Origin of the sequence: Vibrio sp. H11 (assembly GCF_004804295.1) — a bacterium.
Lineage (GTDB): Bacteria > Pseudomonadota > Gammaproteobacteria > Enterobacterales > Vibrionaceae > Vibrio > Vibrio ostreae.
Window position 1 is genome coordinate 76,149 of the sequence record NZ_SSHN01000004.1, and the last position, 21,636, is coordinate 97,784.

Annotated in this window: 18 protein-coding genes; 10 read left to right on the top strand and 8 right to left on the bottom strand. The window is 51.9% G+C overall.

Features of this window, described 5'->3' with window-relative positions:
- Positions 1-2: 2 nt before the first annotated feature.
- Complete coding sequence (locus E6C74_RS07475; protein ID WP_136484081.1) at positions 3-1,151, bottom strand: ABC transporter permease subunit; 1,149 nt, start codon at positions 1,149-1,151, stop codon at positions 3-5.
- Positions 1,152-1,214: 63 nt separating this feature from the next.
- Complete coding sequence (locus tag E6C74_RS07480; protein ID WP_136484082.1) at positions 1,215-2,237, bottom strand: amino acid ABC transporter substrate-binding protein; 1,023 nt, start codon at positions 2,235-2,237, stop codon at positions 1,215-1,217.
- Positions 2,238-2,402: 165 nt separating this feature from the next.
- On the opposite strand from E6C74_RS07480, the gene E6C74_RS07485 reads away from it, so the two are divergent.
- From E6C74_RS07485 to E6C74_RS07495, 3 genes are all read left to right on the top strand, one after another.
- The gene (locus tag E6C74_RS07485; protein WP_136484083.1) at positions 2,403-3,308 is read left to right on the top strand and encodes a LysR family transcriptional regulator; all 906 of its coding nucleotides are present in this window, start codon (positions 2,403-2,405) and stop codon (positions 3,306-3,308) included.
- Between the two features lie 258 nt (positions 3,309-3,566).
- Positions 3,567-4,538 (top strand): ParB/Srx family N-terminal domain-containing protein, encoded by a 972-nt coding sequence (locus E6C74_RS07490; protein ID WP_136484084.1) that lies wholly within the window; start codon positions 3,567-3,569, stop codon positions 4,536-4,538.
- 394 nt (positions 4,539-4,932) lie between these two features.
- A complete protein-coding gene (locus E6C74_RS07495; RefSeq protein WP_136484085.1) occupies positions 4,933-6,036 on the top strand; it encodes a phosphoribosylaminoimidazolesuccinocarboxamide synthase in 1,104 nt (367 codons plus the stop codon).
- Between the two features lie 93 nt (positions 6,037-6,129).
- On the opposite strand, the gene E6C74_RS07500 is transcribed toward E6C74_RS07495, so the two are convergent.
- Positions 6,130-6,507 carry a transporter gene (locus tag E6C74_RS07500; protein WP_136484086.1) on the bottom strand — a complete coding sequence of 126 codons (378 nt, stop codon included), beginning with the start codon at positions 6,505-6,507 and terminating at the stop codon, positions 6,130-6,132.
- 207 nt (positions 6,508-6,714) lie between these two features.
- A complete protein-coding gene (locus E6C74_RS07505; RefSeq protein ID WP_136484087.1) occupies positions 6,715-9,063 on the bottom strand; it encodes a helicase-related protein in 2,349 nt (782 codons plus the stop codon).
- Positions 9,064-9,282: 219 nt separating this feature from the next.
- Between E6C74_RS07505 and E6C74_RS07510 the strand changes: the two genes are divergently transcribed.
- The 4 genes from E6C74_RS07510 to E6C74_RS07525 all read left to right on the top strand — a co-directional run bounded on the left by E6C74_RS07510 (position 9,283) and on the right by E6C74_RS07525 (position 13,197).
- Positions 9,283-10,971 (top strand): NAD-dependent malic enzyme, encoded by a 1,689-nt coding sequence (locus tag E6C74_RS07510; RefSeq protein ID WP_136484088.1) that lies wholly within the window; start codon positions 9,283-9,285, stop codon positions 10,969-10,971.
- A gap of 136 nt (positions 10,972-11,107) precedes the next feature.
- Positions 11,108-11,431 (top strand): DUF3392 domain-containing protein, encoded by a 324-nt coding sequence (locus tag E6C74_RS07515; protein WP_168796980.1) that lies wholly within the window; start codon positions 11,108-11,110, stop codon positions 11,429-11,431.
- Complete coding sequence (locus tag E6C74_RS07520; protein WP_168796981.1) at positions 11,404-12,243, top strand: ElyC/SanA/YdcF family protein; 840 nt, start codon at positions 11,404-11,406, stop codon at positions 12,241-12,243. Before E6C74_RS07515 ends, E6C74_RS07520 begins: the two co-directional genes overlap by 28 nt.
- A 123-nt stretch (positions 12,244-12,366) precedes the next feature.
- Positions 12,367-13,197: a DUF2797 domain-containing protein gene (locus tag E6C74_RS07525; protein ID WP_136484090.1), complete on the top strand. Its 831-nt coding sequence runs from the start codon at positions 12,367-12,369 to the stop codon at positions 13,195-13,197.
- 91 nt (positions 13,198-13,288) lie between these two features.
- Here the strand turns inward: E6C74_RS07525 and E6C74_RS07530 are convergent, their stop codons facing one another.
- The 4 genes from E6C74_RS07530 to E6C74_RS07545 form a co-directional block, all read right to left on the bottom strand.
- Positions 13,289-13,942 (bottom strand): 2OG-Fe dioxygenase family protein, encoded by a 654-nt coding sequence (locus tag E6C74_RS07530; protein WP_136484392.1) that lies wholly within the window; start codon positions 13,940-13,942, stop codon positions 13,289-13,291.
- A gap of 531 nt (positions 13,943-14,473) precedes the next feature.
- A complete protein-coding gene (locus tag E6C74_RS07535) occupies positions 14,474-15,667 on the bottom strand; it encodes a sugar efflux transporter (RefSeq protein WP_136484091.1) in 1,194 nt (397 codons plus the stop codon).
- 134 nt (positions 15,668-15,801) lie between these two features.
- The gene (locus E6C74_RS07540; RefSeq protein ID WP_136484092.1) at positions 15,802-16,203 is read right to left on the bottom strand and encodes an ACT domain-containing protein; all 402 of its coding nucleotides are present in this window, start codon (positions 16,201-16,203) and stop codon (positions 15,802-15,804) included.
- Positions 16,204-16,241: 38 nt separating this feature from the next.
- Positions 16,242-16,583 (bottom strand): DUF4144 family protein, encoded by a 342-nt coding sequence (locus E6C74_RS07545; protein ID WP_136484093.1) that lies wholly within the window; start codon positions 16,581-16,583, stop codon positions 16,242-16,244.
- Between the two features lie 375 nt (positions 16,584-16,958).
- Here E6C74_RS07545 and trxB point away from each other — a divergent pair, with 375 nt between their 5' ends.
- The 3 genes from trxB to cydC all read left to right on the top strand — a co-directional run bounded on the left by trxB (position 16,959) and on the right by cydC (position 21,543).
- A complete protein-coding gene (gene trxB / locus E6C74_RS07550) occupies positions 16,959-17,918 on the top strand; it encodes a thioredoxin-disulfide reductase (RefSeq protein WP_136484094.1) in 960 nt (319 codons plus the stop codon).
- A 123-nt stretch (positions 17,919-18,041) separates the two neighbouring features.
- Complete coding sequence (cydD, locus tag E6C74_RS07555; RefSeq protein ID WP_136484095.1) at positions 18,042-19,829, top strand: cysteine/glutathione ABC transporter permease/ATP-binding protein CydD; 1,788 nt, start codon at positions 18,042-18,044, stop codon at positions 19,827-19,829.
- Complete coding sequence (gene cydC / locus E6C74_RS07560) at positions 19,822-21,543, top strand: cysteine/glutathione ABC transporter ATP-binding protein/permease CydC (protein ID WP_136484096.1); 1,722 nt, start codon at positions 19,822-19,824, stop codon at positions 21,541-21,543. Before cydD ends, cydC begins: the two co-directional genes overlap by 8 nt.
- Positions 21,544-21,636: the final 93 nt, after the last annotated feature.

Consider the following 21,636-nt stretch of genomic DNA (forward strand, 5'->3'; position numbering starts at 1 on the left):
GATCACTTCCCTATCGCAACATGTGAGTTATACCAGTTCATCAGCACACTGGTGACCAGACTGAATACACAGTAGGTTCCCATCACAATCAAAATACATTCAATCGCTTGCCCGGTATTATTCAGAGTGGTGCCGCCGGTTGAAGAGACCAGCTCCATAAAGCCGATGACTACGCCTAACGAGGAGTTTTTGATGATGTTGAGATACACGCTGGTGATCTGCGGAATCATAGGGTAAACGGCTTGCGGGACAATCAGTTTCCACATAATCGCCGAGTCATTGAATCCGAGCGCTTTGCCCGCTTCGTGCTGACCTTTGGCGATGGACTGAATGCAGCCGCGCACAATTTCAGCGATGTAACTGGCGCTGTATACCGCCAGAGCAATCCAGAGTGCCACCAGCTCAGGGATGACGATCATGCCGCCACGAAAGTTAAAGCCGGTCAGTTTTGGCGCGCTAAATTCCATATTTCCCAGTGCGATAGCCACAATCAGAACCAGCAAAGGCGGCAATACAATGATCGCCAGCAAACGCGGCCACAAGACCGGGTGAAAGCCGGTCCATCTGACCTGACTGACCACACGACGGCGGTACAGAAATGCCAGCAGGCATGAGAGCAGCAGCGCGCAAAAGACATAACCGCCCCAGCCCTGCAACGACAAATGAGGGATTGCCAAACCACGGTTCGAGAGGTAAACATCATCGAAGATCTGAATGCTGCTACGCACCGGCGGCAGGCTCAAAAACAGCGCGTACCACCACACAAGCTGGACCACTAAAGGCACATTACGGATGAACTCAACGTACGTGCGGCTGAGTTTACTGATCACCCAGTTATTCGACACCCGGCCAACACCGATGATAAAACCGAGAATGGTGGCTGAAATAATGCTTAAAAAGGAAACAAGCAGAGTGTTAGCCACACCGACGTAATACGCCTGGAGATAAGTATCATTCTGGTCGTAATCGAGCAGGCTGAAGGAAATATCGTAGCCGGCGCGCTCATGCAGAAAATCAAATCCTGTGGTGATACCGAGCTTGGCGATATTCTCCGAGGCGTTGGTGCCCAGATATAAAAATAGTAGCGTGACGGTAATTAACAGCAGGGCTTGCTGCCCCCAGCCAATTAACGTCCCTTTGGTGAGTTTCATTACATTTCTCTCCTATCCGTGGATGGTCAGCCCGCGCAAACGCAGGCTGACATGACGATGTGATTAACGGAAAGGAGGGGCATACATCAAGCCGCCTTCGGTATACAAGGCGTTTGCACCACGTTCAAATTTCAGTTGTGAGTTCTGCCCGACATGGCGCGCGAAGATCTCGCCGTAGTTGCCGGTCGCCTCGATCGCTTTCAAAGCCCAGTCCTGGCTCAGGCCCAAATCTGTACCTAGGCTGCCTTCCGTACCGAGCAGACGTTTGATGCCCGGCTTGTTGGTTGTTTTGGCCAGCTTGGCCGCATTGGCCTGGGTCACATTGAGCTCTTCCGCTTCAATCAGTGCGTTCCCCACCATGGTAACGATGTCGCGCCATTCGTTTTCACCCTGTTTCACATACGGGCCGAGTGGCTCTTTGGAGATAACCTCAGGAAGAATCATGTGTTCATCCGGATTTTTAAACAGCGTGCGGCGCGCAGCCAGGCCGGTCACATCATTGGTCAGCGCGTCACAACGCCCTTTCTGATAAGCAGCGTAAAGCTCTTCGGTTTTTTCAAACACCACCGAACGGTAAGTCAGCCCTTTTGAGCCAAAGTAATCCGCCAGGTTGTGTTCAGAAGTGGTGCCAGGCGATAAGCAGAAGGTTGCGCCATCCAGTTCCGTGGCCGATTTCACTCCCAGCGATTTACGCACCATAAAGCCCTGGCCGTCATAGAACCAGATTGTAGTGAAGTCAGCCCCGAGTTTTGCATCACGTGATACAGTCCAGGTCGTCGAGCGGGAAAGGATGTCAATTTCGCCGGATGCCAGCGAGGTGAAGCGGTTTTTCGACGTGGTGGTAATGAACTCGACTTTGTCCGGCGAACCCAACACAGCAGCCGAGACTGCACGGCAGTAGTCCACGTCCATCCCGGTCCACTTGCCCTGGTCATTAATGTACGAGAAACCCATTTTGTCGCTGGAAATGCCACATTTCAGGCTGCCCCGTTCAATGATGTCGTCTTTAAGATTGGCATAGCTGTGCGTCGCAACGCTGCTGGCCAGCAGCCCAGAAACAATCATGGCTAACGTATTCAGTTTCATATTAAGTCCTTTTATTACTCAGCTTGCGCTGACAGTCCGAATCAGATTCGTTGTTCACATAGTGACAACATAGGCGTTTACATGGGTCAATTGAAAGGATTTAATGTCTCGTATTTTGCATAGGTTATGCAAAAATTCGATAACAGGTTCAAATGGAGACAGGCAATGAACATTCGCTGGTTAAAGGATTTTATCACACTCGCAGACTGCCAGAAATTTTCGTTGGCGGCCCAGCTAAACGCCTCGTCCCAGGCGGCATTCAGCAGAAGAATTCAGCAATTAGAACAACACCTTAATGTAGAATTATTCGACCGAAGCCAAACACCGATCCGGCTAACACCCGAAGGAAAGAGGCTCTATCCGATCGCGGCTGAAATGGTACAAATGGCAGACAGATGCGAGGAAATGGTCGCCAACAAGCCCAACCCGATGACGATTGCATCTTTGCATACTCTCGCCTGTAACTTTTTCCCCCAATGGTTTACCCGGGTATTAAGCCAGATGACCAGCCCTATGGTCACCAGTATCGATTCAGGCGTGCGCTCCGTGACCGGTTATCAGGCGGCTTTACAGTCTCAAAGAGCGGATTGTCTGCTGTTCTATCGCGGCTCTGGCGAGACCAAGTATTTCGAATCGGATGAATTTGAAGTGGTTAAGTTAGTTGATGATGCGCTTATCTGGGTATGCGGAGCTTCCTTTCCTGTCGAGCGGCTCGAGGACAGTCTCATTCCTCACCTCACGTATGCGCCCTCCTCACAGTTGCAGGAACTCTCGCTTCCGTTGTTCAGTAAAACGCCGCAAGCGAAAAAGCTGTCTGTCGTGTTCCAGTCAACGATTTCTGAGTCACTGCTGCCGATGGCGATTCATGGTAATGGCGTGGCTTGTGTGCCCCGCTCTGTTGCCAGCGAACATATTAGCCAAGGTCATCTTGTGCACATTTGGACGGAATACAGCGAACCGCTCGAAATTATTCTGATTCGTCTGCACGATTCAAAAAAACCGCATCCTTACATCAAAGAGTTTTTTGATACCGCAAAAATGATTTCGCACCAGGAGACACAGCAGGATTAGCCGCCACTATCAGTTCGTATCGCAAACAGAGACCAGCCATGAATCCGGATACGGGCCACGTTATAAACCGGATACAGCCATTCGGTTTCGGCGGTCTCCCCGCGTACACGCTGCAGGGCAAGTGCACGTCCAGAGTATGGTCATATATAACCTCGCACCTTGATACACTCTCAGCACTCAATGAAATAATCCCGACACTTTACTGCAATAGACTCTCATTAATTTATTCGTTTACTTTCCAGAAAAACCGAGAACCCTATGAATCACAAAGTCATTGTTACCGCCCTTGGTGCCTTGAGCCTGTTCATCCTGCCGGCACACGCCAGCAATGTAAGCGAAGGCAATGTAAGCGAAGGCGATGTCATCAGCGTCACTTTACACCAATTGAAACCCACGCAACCTTCCGTCGGGTACGATCAAATCATGTATAAACTTGGCCGCTACCAGTTTGACCGGGAGAAAATGTTTGATGAGATCTGTGAAGCCAATGGTCAGAAAGGGGTAAAAAGCATTCAAGACAATGCCCAACCGAATGTACCTGCCACGTTCAAGTGCGAGTCAGAAGTCGGAACCCGTAAAAAAGACATGAAGACCATAGTGATTGCCCCAAATGGCGAATACTTTTTAACGGACGGCCACCACACCTTCAACGTCTTTTACCAGATGCCTCAGGGCGGCCCTGATTTCAATATCCATGTCACGGTAGATAAAGATTACCGTGATTTAAAAAACATGGATGAGTTCTGGAAGGCGATGGTAAAGGATGGCAACACCTGGCTATTTGACCAAAACGATCAGGCCATCACTTATCAGCAGCTCCCTACATCCCTTGGACTGAGTAACTTTGCCAATGATCCGTATCGTTCACTGATGTACTTTACCCGGGATATCAGCTGGGATAAGCCACCGCAACCTGTGCCATTTTTGGAGTTTTACTGGTCTAAACAACTACGCAAAGAGGTCAATACCGCCGCCTTCGATTTAAACTCAACGGACGGTTACGCCAAAGCAGTCACCCGTGTGAGCGAACAGATACTGACGATGAAAAGCAGCAATGTGGGTGGATCTAACCGCAGCGTGAAAGAGATGGGACAGTTTGACCAGTTCAGCCAAAAAGGCTTCGATAAACTGTTCAAAAAAGGCGGCAAAATCGACTACATGCTGCGCTATAAAAACGCTTTAGGCTCAAATACCCACAGCAAAGAGTTAGCGGAAACCGCGGCCCATTAGGCTGTAAACGGGCCTGGCTTATAGGCTTGGTTCACTCCCCCCCCTCAATACCAACCTATGTCTTGGTATTGAGGGGGAACAGCAGAAAAGGCGCACGATGGCAGGTGTTGTGGGTGAACGCTGGGTTAAAGCAGCACATACCATTCAGCTGAGCTGAGATAAATGGTAAAACCGGAGCGGCGATGCGATACAAATTCAATCTCCCCGCTCGGCTGAACCCAGAATCACCGCATAATATAAACACTATCCTCGGCAAATCAGGCAAACGTTTGCTTTTTCTCTGGCGACAGAAAATAGTTCTGGTATGATGCGCTCAGTATTCGATATCTCATCCCGTTTTTACGCTACGGATATCTTCTCTCAACGACGTTTGAAACAAGATAGGAATGTCTAAATGAGCCTTGCTGACCAAGTTCTTGCCGTCAATGACGACCTCCCGATCCGCACCAACCAGCCGGTACACAGTGGTAAAGTCCGCTCTGTTTACTGGTTAACCGAACAAGACAGCCGTCGCCTGATCAAAGAGAAAGGCTACAACGTGGCTGAAGATGCGCCGCTGGCGATCATGGTCATCAGTGATCGTATCTCAGCGTTTGACTGTATCTGGCATGCCGAAGGTGGTGTGCAGGGCGTTCCGGGCAAAGGCGCGGCGCTGAACGCAATCTCTAATCACTGGTTTAAACTGTTTAAAGACAACGGCCTGGCTGACAGCCACATTCTTGATATTCCTCATCCGTTTGTCTGGATCGTACAAAAAGCCAAACCTATCAAGATTGAAGCGATTTGCCGTCAGTACATCACAGGTTCCATGTGGCGTGCTTATTCCAAGGGCGAACGTGAGTTCTGTGGTATTGAACTGCCGGAAGGTCTGGAAAAAGATAAAGCACTGCCAGAACTGCTGATGACTCCGTCGACCAAAGGCATTCTGAAAGGCATTCCGGGCGTGCCGGAAGCGGACGATGTCAACATCACCCGTAAGAACATTGAAGACAACTTTGCGGCATTCAACTTCAGCAAAGCGTCAGACATCGCGCTGTACGAAAAACTGCTGAAAGAAGGTTTCGGCGTGATCAGCAATGCGCTGCAGGCGATCGACCAGATTTTTGTCGATACCAAATTTGAATTTGGTTACGTCAACGATGCCAACGGCGTTGAAAAACTGATCTACATGGACGAAGTGGGCACGCCTGATTCATCACGTATCTGGGATGCGAAAGAGTATCAGGCCGGTAACATCGTCGAAAACTCGAAAGAAGGTTTCCGTCAGTTCCTGCTCAACTATTTCCCGGATCCGGATATCCTGCTGAACAAAGAGCGTATGCCGGAGCGAGAAGCACTGGCGCGTGATAACGCTCTGCCGCTGGAAGCACTGATGGATATCTCACGCACCTACCTTGGTATTGCCGAGAAGATTGTCGGTCATAAGATTGAGCTGAGCAGCAATCCGAAACAGGAAATCATCGACGTACTGAACAAAGAGTACGGCCTTATCGACTGAGTGCTGAGCAGCGTCAGGTGAAAGATAAAAAACGGGGCCGATCATCGGCCCCGTTTTGTTTTACCCGTTGGCACTGAAAGCCTTCATCGTCACTTAAAGCGTAATAATGAACTCTTCCGGTGCGGTGGCTTTGATTTCAGCCTCGCCGCGCGCCTGGATGGCATTAATCTGCTCCGGTTCGAGCGAATAAGGCATCACTAATTTCAGTTCCTGAATCCCTTCCAGCTTGGCCAGTTTGACCAGAGTGACCAGATTGGATTCATCACTGCGACGGCTCGATAAGCGCTGCAGTGCCATTTCCCATAATCGCTCTTCATGGCTTTTGCCATCTCTGACCGTATCGTGCCATACGGTTCCGAATACAGGGGCGAATGAAACCAGGGCATCGGAAAACGTCCATTTTTTCGTGCAGGATGTGCCCAGGAAACTGGTGTAATCAAACACGACAGAGATTCGATTTGTGTTCGCCATTCTGTCCTCCGGCAGCTTTGGTTTCTCTTAACATCATCATATGCCGGATTTCTTATATAGCAATGCGATATATAAAAACGTTCTTTTATGCATCGTCTTCAACACTTAGTGCTATATAAAAATCAAAATGGTAACAATATTTGATCAAAGACAATAAACTCTCACTCCGCTTGGTTAATATTTCAGGCCGCTAACAAAATGGGGCGCTCAGACGATATCCACAATGCGGCTTGCTTTCTTAAACTGTACCTTGTAACCGGGCCACCGTGGCAGTTCCCAGCGTTTGGGCAGGGTTTTACGTAACCCGTTTTTGTATACCACATGGATAAGCTTACGTTTAATGTAATACTCCACGGTGAGATTCAAATCACCCAACTGAAGTTCAAACGGGTACGATTGTGCGAACTCATCCAGCTCCCAGTACGGTATGCCTTCAAACGGCAAATCGTCGGCCTCAAATAGTGCCAAATCGTCCGCGCTTTCCACACCAAGCGTTTCCAGTTGCTGTGCAAACCACTGTTCGAAGGTAAGATCATGATGCTGACTGGTGTTGGGATCCAGGCCGAGTTCGACATAGAGTTTCCACCAGGAAATCTGCTGCTGGCGCAAAGTAGCGAAACCGGGCAGGCACTCACCGGCCACCACCGCATCAACCAGAGGTTTGAGGGCCAGCTCACCGCTCGCTTCGACCATGCGGCTGGCGACCACGCGTCCGGCATAAACCAGGTTGAGCACAGTCTTTAACTGATGCTGTTCCTGCACGGTATCGGCCTGCTGCCACTCCCCCAGCTTAAGCTCTTCAATCACGGTAAAGGAAAGCGGCATCATCACGGTGGCGAGAGTCAGCGTCTGTTTTACCCCACGCCCGGGCAGGCTGTGCTGATCGAGCACCAGAGCCGCCTGTGCGCTGGCAGGCAGGCGACTGTGACGGCCGCACATCACTTCCATCCGGCCATTTGCCAACGCTTCGGTGCGGCGTTCGCGGCGCACAAACAGCAGCTCCGGATGCAAAGCGGCAATCGCACGCGCCAGATCGGGCTGTTGATAGCGGGAAGCGACGTCTAAGTCCGGTAGCTGGTAGATATCGCGCATCTGCTGCGCCAGTCCGCGCGCTTCGCGCAGCGCTTCTGCATCCGGGTTGACGCCGGCAAATGACGCACCACGCACCAATTGGATCAGTAGATGAGCGTCGCAGCCCAGCGGTTCATCCCGCGCCAGTTGCTCTAGCTGCTCTTCACTGCCTGATAGCGTATACAAGCTGGCCGGTACCGCTAATGCCGCCGTCAGGTCAACCATGGCTTCTTTGAGTGCCTTGGGTGCAATACGCGCCACCAGGTCGGCATATAAGGCATCGACCGGCAACGGAGCCAGCTGACGGCCATGTTCGGTAATCTTGCCCTCATCATCAAGCGCTCCCATGCCGGTGAGCCTGTCGCGCGCCTGAAGCAAGGTTTTATCCGGCAGAGTTTCGAGAAACTCAATCTGGTCCAGCTGTACACCACAACTGGCAGCGGCCAGCATCGCTTCGGTCAGGTCTTCGCGCTGCAATTGTGGCGGCGTCACCGCATCCAGAGCCGCGTGCTGGCCGTATAAACGAATCGCCCGCCCCTGCATCACACGTCCGGCACGTCCGGCGCGCTGCTTGGCGCTGGCCTCGGAGATGGATTTGAGCACCAGCGCTGTGCGGCCATTACGTTGTTCATTGCGCCGCTCCAGTCCGCTGTCAATCACACAAGCAATATTGGGGATAGTGAGGGAGGTTTCTGCCACGTTGGTGGCCAGCACCACCTTCTGACGCGATTGCGGATTAAGCGCCAAGTGACGCTCACTATCGCTGACCGAGGCATGCAGAGGCACCACCAGCAGATCATTGTGGCTGCCAAGCAACTGCTGGCACTGCTGAATCTCTTTTCGCCCCGGCAGAAATACCAGAATATCCGCGTCCGTCTGCTGCAAGGCGGCCAGCACTTCCTGTTTAACCCGAATAGCGAGATCCCGGCTGTCCGGCAGTTGGCGGCTCTCTGTAGCGCGGTATTCAATATTGACGTCATACACTCGCCCGCTGGCCTGCAGCCGCTCGGCAGCCAGATAGGATGTAAGACGCTGTGCTTGCAGGGTCGCTGAAGTAATGACCAGGCGATGAGACGCGCTTTGCTTGAGCAGCGCAACCAGTAAGTCCGTATCCCAGCGCCGTTCGTGAAACTCATCCACCATAATGGTCTCAAAGCGGACCAGCCGATCTTGTGCAAACCAACGCAGCGCGACACCCGGCGTTACAAACACGACCGACGAGGCGTCACTAAAACGGTTTTCCAGTTTGATCGCGTAACCAATCGACGCTCCGACTTTCTCCTCGCGTTGCCCGGCGAGAAATTCAGCCAGCGATGTACAGGCGATGCGGCGCGGCTCGATGACCAGTACCCGGCCTTTTTCTGCCGCCCAAACAGGCAAACGGGTTGATTTACCTGAGCCAGTTTCCGCTTCAACCACCAAATCGTGATCGTTGAGCTGAGTCAGAAAAGTGGCTTTTAGCGTATCTATTGGTAATGAGTGCATAGTTAAACAAAAAACGTGAGTGAATAAGGATACTTATCAGATTGAATATGGCCTGCACCACATCAAAGCAGTGTTAACTGGCTATTTCTGACCTGTAATGAAAATATTGCTTATTTTTAGCAGAATAATCGCCTGATGGAGGCCGGTTGTCTATTTACAAGGTGCTGGCTAAGCCGTTATCATTTTTAAGTTTCCCGTTCATCCCTACAAAGGTCGAAAATGAATAACGACAAACGTCCGCTATATATCCCTTATGCCGGCCCAGCTCTTATGGGTACCCCTCTTTTAAACAAAGGCAGTGCATTTTCCGCTGAAGAGCGCGCCTCATTTAACCTTGAAGGGCTTCTGCCTGAAGCCACGGAAACAATACAGGAACAAGTCGTTCGTGCCTACCAGCAATATCGCAGCTTTGAAAGCGATATGGACAAGCACATCTACCTGCGCAACATCCAGGATACAAACGAAACCTTATTCTACCGTCTGGTACAAAACCACATCACAGAGATGATGCCGATCATCTACACACCGACCGTTGGTGCTGCATGTGAAAACTTCTCTAACATTTACCGCCGTGGCCGTGGCCTGTTCATCTCTTACGCCAACCGTGACCGTATCGATGATCTGCTGAACAACGCAGCCAACCACAACGTCAAAGTGATCGTTGTGACCGACGGCGAACGTATTCTTGGTCTGGGTGACCAGGGGATCGGCGGTATGGGTATTCCAATCGGTAAACTGTCGCTGTACACCGCGTGTGGCGGCATCAGCCCGGCTTACACTCTGCCTATCGTGCTCGATGTCGGTACTAACAACCCGCAACGTCTGGCTGACCCTATGTACATGGGCTGGCGTCATCCGCGTATTACCGGCGCTGAATACGATGCGTTCGTGGAAGATTTCATCCAGGCAGTGCAACACCGCTGGCCGGAAGCACTGATCCAGTTCGAAGATTTCGCACAGAAAAACGCGATGCCGCTGCTGGAGCGCTACAAGAACCGCATCTGTTGTTTCAACGATGACATTCAGGGCACTGCGGCCGTCACGGTAGGTTCTCTGCTGGCTGCATGTCGCGCGGCAGGCAGCAAACTGTCTGAGCAGCGTATCACCTTCCTGGGCGCTGGCTCGGCTGGTTGTGGTATTGCTGAAGCGATTATCGCGCAAATGGTCTCAGAAGGTATTTCAGACGAGCAGGCACGCTCTCAGGTTTACATGGTTGATCGTTGGGGTCTGCTGGAAGAGGGCATGATTAACCTGCTCGACTTCCAACAACGTCTGGTACAGAAGAAAGCCAACATCGCCGAGTGGACCACTGAAGGCAGCGGTTACTCACTGCTGGACGTCGTCCGTCAAGCAAAACCAACGGTTCTGATTGGTGTATCCGGTGCGCCTGGCCTGTTCAGTGAAGATGTGATTAAAGAGATGCATCAGCACTGCCCGCGCCCGATTATCTTCCCGCTGTCTAACCCGACCAGCCGTGTTGAAGCGACACCAAGCGACATCATTCGCTGGACCAATGGTGAAGCGCTGGTTGCGACCGGCAGCCCGTTCGATCCTGTGATCAACGAAGGTAAGACTTACCCTATCGCTCAATGTAACAACAGCTACATCTTCCCGGGTATCGGCCTGGGCGTACTGGCGGTTGGCGCAAAGCGTGTTACCGACGAAATGCTGATGGAATCAAGCCGTGCTCTGGCACTGTGTTCTCCGCTGGCGATTAATGGTCACGGCCCGCTGTTGCCGCCTCTGGAATCTATCCATTCGGTATCGAAGAAGATTGCTTTTGCGGTTGCGAAGAAAGCCATTGAGCAAGGTGTTGCGCTGGAAATCACAGATGAAGCACTGGAAGTAGCCATTGACCAGCACTTCTGGCAACCTGTTTACCGTCGCTATAAGCGTACATCGTTCTAATCAGAACGCTGACAGCACCCTAATCTCTCATGCTGACTGAGCATGGTTAAGTCGCGGCACTGTGAATTGCATCCTTTTGCATACCATAGTGCCGCGATTTTTTCCGTCACAGGGATCATTAAAGACAGATACGGATATGATGAGTTTTTTCGCCCCGGCCGGGCATTACATCGCGCCCTACCTCAGTGAAATTTCTACCGCACTGATCGCCTGCTTGCTGGTGATGTGTGGCGGTGAAATCAACGCCCTGCTGCGCCGTCTGCTGCGCAACCAGCACTTTATCGTGCGTACCGTAATTTTTATTATGATTAACGCGTTTGGTTATGGATTAATCATAATTAAAGCAAGCCCTTACCTGACTCGGACACTTTCTGATTTAGAGCAAGGCATGATGTTTGCCATTATTTTCATCAGCTTTGTTGTAATTGGCCTATGGGCACAAAGAAACCGTCAAATTTAAACCCCAGAGTCATCCTGACTCGCTGCACAACCCTGCTGCGTCGCATGCGGTGGCGTGTGTGGCTGCGCCGCGCCCTGCTCAGCCTGCTGGCCGGTGTTGTATTAATCTTCTCAATTGACCGTTGGGTGAGTTGGCAAGCCAGCGATAAAATCATTAATGATATTACCCAGGTTCCTAAGTTTCAGGTAGCGGTGGTGCTCGGCACCAGCAAGTACCTGGGACGCACGCTTAACGATTACTACACGCACCGCATTAGCGCTGCGATTGAGCTTTACCAGCAGGGCAAAGTGAACGGCTTTCTGCTCAGCGGTGACAATGCTCATCGCTCGTATAATGAGCCGTGGACTATGAAGCGCGATCTGCTCAAAGCCGGCGTACCGGATCAGCAGATTTATCTCGATTACGCCGGGTTCCGTACTCTCGACTCGATCGTACGCGCCAAACGGATTTTCGATACTGATGATTTTCTGATCATCACCCAGCGTTTCCACTGCGAACGGGCACTGTTTATTGCCGAGCACCATGACATTCATGCCAAGTGTCTTGCCGTCGCCGGCCCGTCGAATCACTCTGGCTTCCAGGTGCGTCTGCGCGAAGTGTTTGCCCGCACCAAGGCGTTTTTTGATCTGTATATCTTCGATACCCAGCCAAAATTCCTCGGCCCGAAAGAGCCGATCGAGATACAGGATCCCGCGCAGCCGCCGCAAACCACAGTTTCAGCTGCAGAAACCAGCGCGGACTCCGCCGCGGACGGTGCGGCTCAGTCCGCGACAGATACCGTTCCCTCATCAGCCACAGACAGCGCGCGATAGCAGACACACTGCCGCCTACCCGCTGTTTTCTGATAAACTATCCTAAGAGCTGGGCGCCGCAGGCCGATGCTGACCTTAGCGAGCGCTCAGCCAATAATAAATACATCAACCAAGAGTAATGTCATGTCACTAATCGCAACCGGCGTACTGGATAAAATGCGCGCCGATTTAGATGGAGTTGTCTCGTACCGACTGCCAGTCGGTGATGCCGAAGTCGATCTTAACCCTTTGATCGGCCACACCATCACTTTGCAACACACCGGCAATATCTACTGCTGTTCATGCGGGAAAAAAACCAAAAAGAGTTACTCGCAGGGTCACTGCTTTGTGTGCATGAAAAAGCTGGCCAGCTGCGACATGTGTATCATGAAGCCTGAAACCTGCCACTTTGACCAGGGCACCTGCCGCGAACCGGACTGGGCACTGAGCCATTGTATGGTTGACCATTACGTCTACCTCTCGAACACCTCAAGCCTGAAGGTCGGCATCACCCGCCATACCCAGATCCCGACGCGCTGGATTGACCAAGGGGCCACACAGGGCCTGCCGCTGTATAAAGTTAAAACCCGTCAGATTTCCGGCTTGTTGGAAGTAGAACTGGCGCAGCACATCGCCGACAAAACCAACTGGCGTACCCTGCTGAAAGGCGATGGTGAACCACTGCCGCTGGAAGAGCGCGCAGCCGAGCTGAAACCTTTGCTGGCAGATAAAATCGCCGAGCTGAAACAGCGCTTTGGTGATGATGCGATTGTCGAAGTGAGTGATGCGCCAACTGAACTGGCTTATCCGGTTGAAGCGCACCCGACCAAGATCACCTCGCACAATTTTGACAAAGAGCCGCTGGTCAGCGGCGTGCTGCAAGGCATCAAAGGACAATACCTGATCCTCGATACCGGCGTGATTAACATTCGCAAATTCACCTCATACGAAGTCGAAGTGAGCAGCGACGTCTGACTGAGCTATTGAGCCAATGACAAGGTGAGCTGTCGAGTAATCAGCAAGGGCCCGCGAACGGGCCCTTGTTATTCGTCCCGATCCCCACAGTTCATGAACGTAGCGCGCATCGCCCCTGCTTTGCCGTCAGCACGAACAAATCCATGTGGCCGCGGTTGTCATTACAGGCTCGAATCGGCTGAGCATTGTGCCACAACTGGTTATCCGCCAGCATCGCAATTTCACCATTGCTCAACACTTTACGGAAGAAAGGCTCTTCATCACAATTCTGGTACAGCAGAATATCTCCGCCCTCGATGTTATGACGATCGATAGCCACAATAGCGATGTGATCGAACCCGTCCTGATGGACACCTTCAGGCGCTACTTGCGTTTCCTGGTACACGGTCGCGATGCGAATCTGATGAATCTCAATCTCCTGACCATCCGGTAAACCATTGGCCGCCACAAACAGTGCACACATTTCCCGCATGCCCTCACTGTCTAATGTAGCCGCAAGAACTGGTTCAAACTGACGGGCGATATTGCCTTGAAAGTGATTAAATTTGTCGGTCTGCATGAACTCATTTTTACCAGTATCAACCACCTGACCAGCGATAAAATTGATCACTGAGTAACGGCGCAGACGGTACTGTCCGTCCGCATGAGCGGTATGAGGCAAATCGACAAAAGAGGGAGCCAGCTGGCTCACTGAGTTAAGACTTAATTTGGTTATATGTAGCGTATTCTGGTGAGAATGTAACATCATCGACTCCATGAGGAATATACATTGATCAGCGAGTGAATTAACAAATATTTCACAACCAAGAATACGCAATCATGTCGTAAGATCAACTTTAAACAATAAATAAAACCAATATATTAAATAAATTAACATTATTAACTAATATACAAGGAAATATTAGCATTTAGGACCAATTTAGCGGTATCGATAGCTAAGAAAGCAAAGCTTTTCACCAATAAAATAATAAATCAATATTAATCAGTAATATAAATAAGATCAGACTTTATTAACCAATATTATTCCGTTTACGACTTTCGATTAGCACTGCAGAATTAAATTCTGCACAAATCGCAATATAACCACACATCATCAGATCAATCAGAATAAAACACTGTTTGGGGCTCGGCGCAGCCGCTTCGGGATACGCGCTCCGGGGTAAGCACAGCGACTCGGAGGATAAACGCAACCGCCGGGATGACCAGGGATAAAAAAGCCCGGCACAACCGGCCGGGCTTGAGGTCACCCGCTTCTCAACCGGGCGATCGACAAAATTTACTCGGTCTGCGTTTGCGCTTGCTCGCCGCCGACCCGCTTCTCAAACCCGCTCATCACCACAAAGGCCAGCACGATACTCAGCAGGCAAAGCAAAAATGGCGCTTTGAAACCAAAATACTGCGACACCAGCCCCATACAGCTCGTCCCCAGCATGGTACCGACTAACATCGCGTTGGTGTAAAACGCCGATGCTTTACCGATATTTTTGCCGGCATAGTCCTGCATCAACGTCACGCCGAGACCGGCAAAAATACCGAAAAACAGGCCGTTTAGCAGTTGCAGTGCCAAAATAGTCCAGACCGAGGAGCTAAAATAAACCGAGACATAATAGACCATGGCGCACACAAAGGCGGCCTTCATAATCCATAATTTACCTACTTTCACGGCCCATCCGGCCACCAGCAGCATGACCGGGATTTCCACTGCCGCGGCCGCTCCCATCAACCAGCCCGGATAAGCCGTCGACAAGCCAAGATCTTTGGTAAGATACAACGGCATAGTGTTGATATAAGCGCTGTTGGCCATGTTGGCCAGTAACATCACCGCGCCCAACATCCAGACCTCATAACCCAGCCGGCTGTCAGCGACAGCACCCGTTTTGCTCTGTTGCTGATGATCCTCTTGCTCTGGCTTGGGCTGCTGCAAAACCAAAGTCACCCATATCATCACCAGTACCGCGATCAGCGCAGAAGTGCGAAAGTTGGCGGCAAAACCAAGCTGGTCGACTGAGAGAAATGCCAATGGCGGGCCAAACACCCACAACATGGAAACCGATGAACGCATTTGTGAGTTGAGCTTAGTGCTGTTTTTACCACTCGCGTCAGCGTAATGACGAATGATGGTCAGGATCAACGGAATCGATGACGAGGCGAACGGCATCAGCAAACACCCGACCAGTAACGCCTGCCAGAATTCGCTGGCCACAGAAAACCCTAACGCCGCAGCCACAATCCCCGTCAGAGAGATCAGCAGCAACCGTTTACCCGGAACCCCTTTGTCAATCAGCCCGGTCATTTTCTGACTGACCAGTACCGTCATTAAAGCCGTCAGCGTAGTATAAATACCAATATACGCAGGCTCGGTGTGCAGCCCACTGACCAGAAACAGACTCATGACCGGTAACACCAGCGCGAACGCCAGCGCTGTAATGCCATTGGTTAAAAACAGCACCACGGTTTGGTTTTTTAACAACTGAGTATCCTTTGCGCTTAGCTGCGCGGTTAATGACGCCAACCGAGATGGTTCGCGCTTTATTAGTCAGGCAGTAAATTGGGGGGCAGACGGTAAATTATGTGTCGAACGGTAAACCATGCTCGGTTGAGCATTTACCTCTCTGATGACAAAGCCTGCAATGCCGCTAAAGCCTGCCCGGCCTGATGCGCCGGAACAAAAATATGGTCATGATAATAGGCCGCAATGATATTGGCACTGATCCCGCGCTGCGCCAGACAAGATGCCACCGCCGCGGTTAACCCGACCGCTTCCAGGCTGGAATGAACCGAGAGTGAAATCTGACGAAAGCAGCTTTCCACCGGCCAACCCTGTTGCTCAGCCTGCGCTTTACTGACCAGCAGCGTCAGACCTTCCCTTTCACGAATCATCGCCACAGGCTCCAAGCCGACATAATCTGCCATTTGACCCGCCACTGTACAGAAGACCATCTCACCGTTTAATAGTTCAGGTTGCATACTACGCAGCAGTTCATCGAGTGCGGTGATACCGGTCATATTAGGTTCCTGTCTGGTCAGTACGGCTCTGTCGCTATTCAGAATGCCATCGCTTTAACGGCTTGCTCGACGGTAGGGAAATAAATTTTGGTCACACATACCTGAGCAGCAGCAAACTCATGAGCCTGAATTAACTGACACACTTGTTCCGCACCATAGCGCTTACCGGTCGGGCGCAATTCAATGTCTTGTGCGCTGTTCGCGCAACTCACAATGGCCGCACAACTCACAATGGCAAAGCTCTGACCACAACAATCAATCACATGATCGCCCTCACCGACGATCATGTCTGCACATTCTTCAATAAATTGCTGCTCGGAGGCGAGATAAAGCAGTTCATCATCACCGTCTAGTTTGAGCAGCGCAGGCCATTTTATCATGGGTACACTCCGCTTAGCATCAGCGCCAAACATACGCCTGATTACAACAGCTGTGCAAGTAATAACTCAACCTCCGTGCGTTACTGACAACAGCAACGATGAAAACCAAGGACTTACCACGCGCCGCAGTTCACCATCGATAACGTTGACTGGCAACAAATCCAGCGTAGGTTAACAATTACTCACTAAAATGCAGAACCGGACCACTTGGGCAAAAAAACGACAACCCTATTGAATTTAAACATATTTTGCTAAGCATCAAGTTCTATCTAATAACGATTAATTACAGTTACGATGCCCCTTTATGCTTTTATTACCGTCCCAGATTTCCTACAATCGTTGCAATTTACTGAGCACTTCTAAAGTGGAGCAATCATGAGCGACGTGAAACATTGCAAACTTCTTATTCTGGGTTCGGGCCCTGCAGGCTACACGGCAGCCGTGTACGCAGCGCGCGCTAACCTTAACCCTGTTCTGGTAACAGGTATGCAGCAAGGTGGTCAGTTGACCACAACGACTGAAGTCGAAAACTGGCCGGGCGATGCAGAAGGCCTGACCGGCCCTGCTCTGATGGACCGTATGAAAGAACACGCCGAACGTTTTGAAACTGAAATCGTGTTTGACCACATCAACCAGGTTGATTTTTCACAGCGCCCTTTCCGCCTTAAAGGCGACAGCAGCGAATACACTTGTGATGCACTGATCATCTCGACCGGCGCATCAGCCAAGTACCTGGGTCTGGAATCAGAGCAAGCTTTCCAGGGCCGCGGCGTCTCTGCGTGTGCAACCTGTGACGGTTTCTTTTACCGTAACCAGAAAGTTGCCGTAGTCGGCGGCGGTAACACAGCAGTAGAAGAAGCGCTTTACCTGTCGAACATCGCCAGCGAAGTGCACCTGATTCACCGCCGTGACACGTTCCGCGCGGAAAAAATCCTGATTAACCGTCTGATGGATAAAGTGGAAAGCGGCAACATCGTGCTGCACACCAACCGTACTCTGGAAGAAGTGCTGGGCGACGACATGGGTGTCACCGGTGTGCGCCTGAAAGACACTCAGTCAGAACAGACGGAAGAATTTGATGTTATGGGTACCTTCATCGCCATCGGCCACCAGCCAAATACGGCGATTTTCGAAGGTCAGCTGGAAATGAAAGACGGCTACATCGTGGTTAAATCGGGTCTGGAAGGCAACGCAACCCAAACCAGCATCGAAGGTGTGTTTGCCGCGGGCGACGTGATGGATCACAACTACCGTCAGGCGATTACTTCAGCCGGAACCGGTTGTATGGCTGCACTGGATGCAGAGCGTTTCCTGGACGGTTTGAACGACAAATAATTACAAGATTATTTTTCAGTTTTGACAAGTTAGCAGCAAACCCGGTGGTATATCCACCGGGTTTTCTTTTGTATACTAGCCCACTTTCAAAATCATAAGAATTCAAGATAAGCCTTCAAGTATATGGATAAGAAAAAGCAACGGAGCTTGAATATCTGGCTCAAACAGCAGAGCAAACTGGCCAAGCGCTGGTTAATGCTGGCTATTGGGCTAGGCGTATTATCCAGTGTGTTTTTGCTCGCGCAAGCCGCTCTGCTCGCCTCGGTATTACATCAGCTCATCATTCAACATGTCGACAAGTATGAGTTAGTCCCCTACTTTGCGGGACTGATCGTCATCATTGCAATACGCGCCGCGTGCTCCTGGGGCCGCGAACTGGCTGGCTTTCGTGCCGGCAAAGAGATCCGGATCTACATCCGGCAACTGATTTTCGACAAACTGCGCACCCTTGGGCCTGCCTATATTAAAGGCAAACCGGCGGGTGCCTGGGCGACGCTGACCCTGGAACAGGTCGAAAATATGCATGACTTCTTTGCCCGCTACCTGCCGCAAATGTCCTTGTCTGTGCTGATCCCGTTTGTGATTCTTGTCGTGGTATTCCCGGTCAACTGGGCTGCGGGTTTGATCTTCCTGATCACCGCGCCATTGGTGCCGCTGTTTATGGCACTGGTCGGTATTAAAGCGGCCGACGCAGGGCGCAAAAACTTCAAAGCGCTGCAGCGCCTGTCCGGCCATTTTTACGACCGCCTGCAATCAATGACCACCATTCGTCTGTTTGACCGCACTGCTGCGGAAACCGAGCAGATGCGGGGCGCTTCGGAAGTATTCCGTAAGCGTACGATGGATGTGTTGCGGATAGCGTTTCTCTCCTCCGCTGTACTGGAGTTTTTCACTTCGGTTTCTATCGCCATTACCGCGGTTTACTTTGGTTTCAGCTTCATCGGTGAACTGGACTTTGGCTACTACGGCGCTGGTGTGACCCTGTTTGCCGGTATTTTCATTCTGGTGCTGGCACCGGAATTTTATCAACCGCTGCGCGATCTGGGTACGTTCTACCATGCCAGACAGCAAGCCGTTGGCGCCGCTGAAAGCATCGTCGAGTTTCTTGATATCGACGTCAGCAAAGTCCAATCCGGCTCTGCGCAAATGCAGGATGCGGATGATGTCGAAATCATTGCCACTGATCTGCAGGTGTTCAGCCCCGAAGGTCAGCGCCTGGTTGGTCCGGTCTCATTCCGCCTCAATCGCGGCGAGACAACCGCCCTGGTCGGCCCGAGTGGTGCCGGTAAAACCAGCCTGATTAACGCGCTTCTCGGTTTTATGCCTTATGACGGCAGCCTGACCATCAACGGCACCGAGCTTAGTCAGCTTGATCACGCCAGCTGGCGTAAACACATCAGCTGGGTCGGTCAGAACCCGCTACTGGTACACGGCACCATTCGTGAAAACATTACCCTCGGCAAATCCAACATCAGTGACAACCAGGTGCAAGAGGTACTTGAGCACTCCTTTGCCGCTGAGTTTGTCAACAAACAGGGCCTGGATTACCCGATCAGCGACCGCTCCGGAGGCCTGTCAGTCGGTCAGGCTCAACGTCTTGCTCTGGCGCGTGCGATGCTGCAACAAGGCCGCTTCTGGCTGCTGGATGAACCTACCGCCAGTCTGGATGCCCGCAGTGAGCAACTGGTAATGCAAGGTCTGACTCAACAAATCACCCACAAAACCGCGCTGCTGGTGACACACCAGTTACTGCCACTGCAATCTGTCAGTCAGATTCTGGTGATGCAGGATGGCGCCCTGGTCCAGGCCGGCGATTTTACTGCGCTGAGCCAGCAACCAGGACTGTTTGCCGATATGCTGGCGTCTAACCAGGCGCTGCACGAAGCCGATAAGGGGAACTTAGATGCGTGATTTATTACCCTACCTGAAACTGTATAAAAAGCACTGGTTTGGTCTGACGCTGGGCATGCTGCTTGGCCTCGCCACTCTGGGCGCGTCTATCGGCCTGCTTACCCTGTCCGGCTGGTTCTTGTCCGCCGCTGCGGTGGCCGGCCTGACCGTTGCGCGCGAAACCTTTAACTACATGCTGCCCGGCGCATTTGTGCGTGGTTTTGCAATGGGCCGTACTGCCGGCCGCTGGGGTGAGCGCGTGGTCAGCCACAACGCCACGTTTAAGCTGCTGACCGATCTGCGCATCTTTTTCTTCCAGAAACTGGCGCCAATGATCCCGGGCCGCGTGTCTAACCTGCGCGATGCGGATCTGCTCAACCGTCTGGTGGCAGATATCGATGCGATGGACCATGTTTACCTGCGCCTTATCAGCCCGGTCACCATTGGTGTACTCGGTGTAGCCGGCCTGACCGCGTTAATCTGCTGGTTTGATCAAACCCTTGGCCTGACGCTGGGCGCCATCCTGCTGCTTCTGCTGCTGACCTGGCCGGTGCTGTTTTACAAACTGGGTAAACGCAATGGTGCCGAGCTGACCCAAAATAAAGCCGACATGCGTGTCGCGACCCTGGACTGGCTGCAAGGTTACAGCGAACTGACCATCTTTGGCGCTGAAGCACGCTATCGCGCAGCGATTTACACCGCACAGGAAAAACTGCTGGCTAACCAGAAACTCAACGCCAGCTTTAACGGCCTGGCCTCTGCCCTGCTGATGCTGGCTAACGGCTGGACTCTGGTCCTGATGCTATGGCTCGCCGCAGACGGCGTTAACGGTCAGGCACCGGATCCTATGATTGCGCTAGTGGTATTCGCGACGATGGCCAGTGTTGAGCTGCTGATGCCGATTGCCGGAGCGTTCCAATATCTGGGCCAAACCCTGACTTCAGCGCGTCGTCTTAATGAGGTGATTTTAGCCGAACCGGATGTGGTATTCCCAACGGACACTACCCGCCACTCGGGCCAGTTTGATATCGCGTTTGATAACATCGGCTTTGCGTACAACGACAGCGAGCAGCCAGTCCTGCGTGATGTCAGCCTGACCATTCCGGCCGGCCACAAAACCGCCATCGTCGGTCAGACGGGCTCGGGTAAATCGACCCTGATCCAGCTGCTGTGCCGCTACTGGGATGTACAGCAAGGTGAAGTCCGCATTGCCGGAACCCGACTGCAAGACTGGAATGAAAGCGACCTGCGCGCGGCGATCAGCGTGGTCAGCCAGCGCGTTGATATCCTGAACGGCACGCTACGTGACAATTTGATCATGGCCAAACCGGATGCCGATGATGCCCTGCTGCGTGAAACTCTGCAACGAGTCGGCCTTGGTAAACTGCTTGATGCTCCGGGATTGGATGCCTGGCTGGGTGACGCGGGTCGTCAGCTGTCCGGGGGTGAAAAACGCCGTATCGGTATCGCCCGTGCACTGCTGCACAACGGCCCGATTCTGCTGCTTGATGAGCCAACCGAAGGTCTCGACAAGCAGACCGAAAAGCAAATCATGGCGCTGTTTGAGTCGCACTTTACCAACAAAACGGTCATCTTCATCACCCACCGTCTGGTGGAACTGGAAAAGATGGATACCATTTGCCTGATTGAACAGGGCGAGATTGTCGAGCATGGCAACCATCATCAGTTGCTGGCCGAGCAAGGCCGTTACTTCCAGCTCAATCAGACGCTGTAACCTAAACCGTATCAGTGCTGCTTAACCTCAGCCCCGCTTATCCGCGGGGCTTTTTCTTGCCTGAACAACGCCAGTCTTAAAACGATCCAGCGG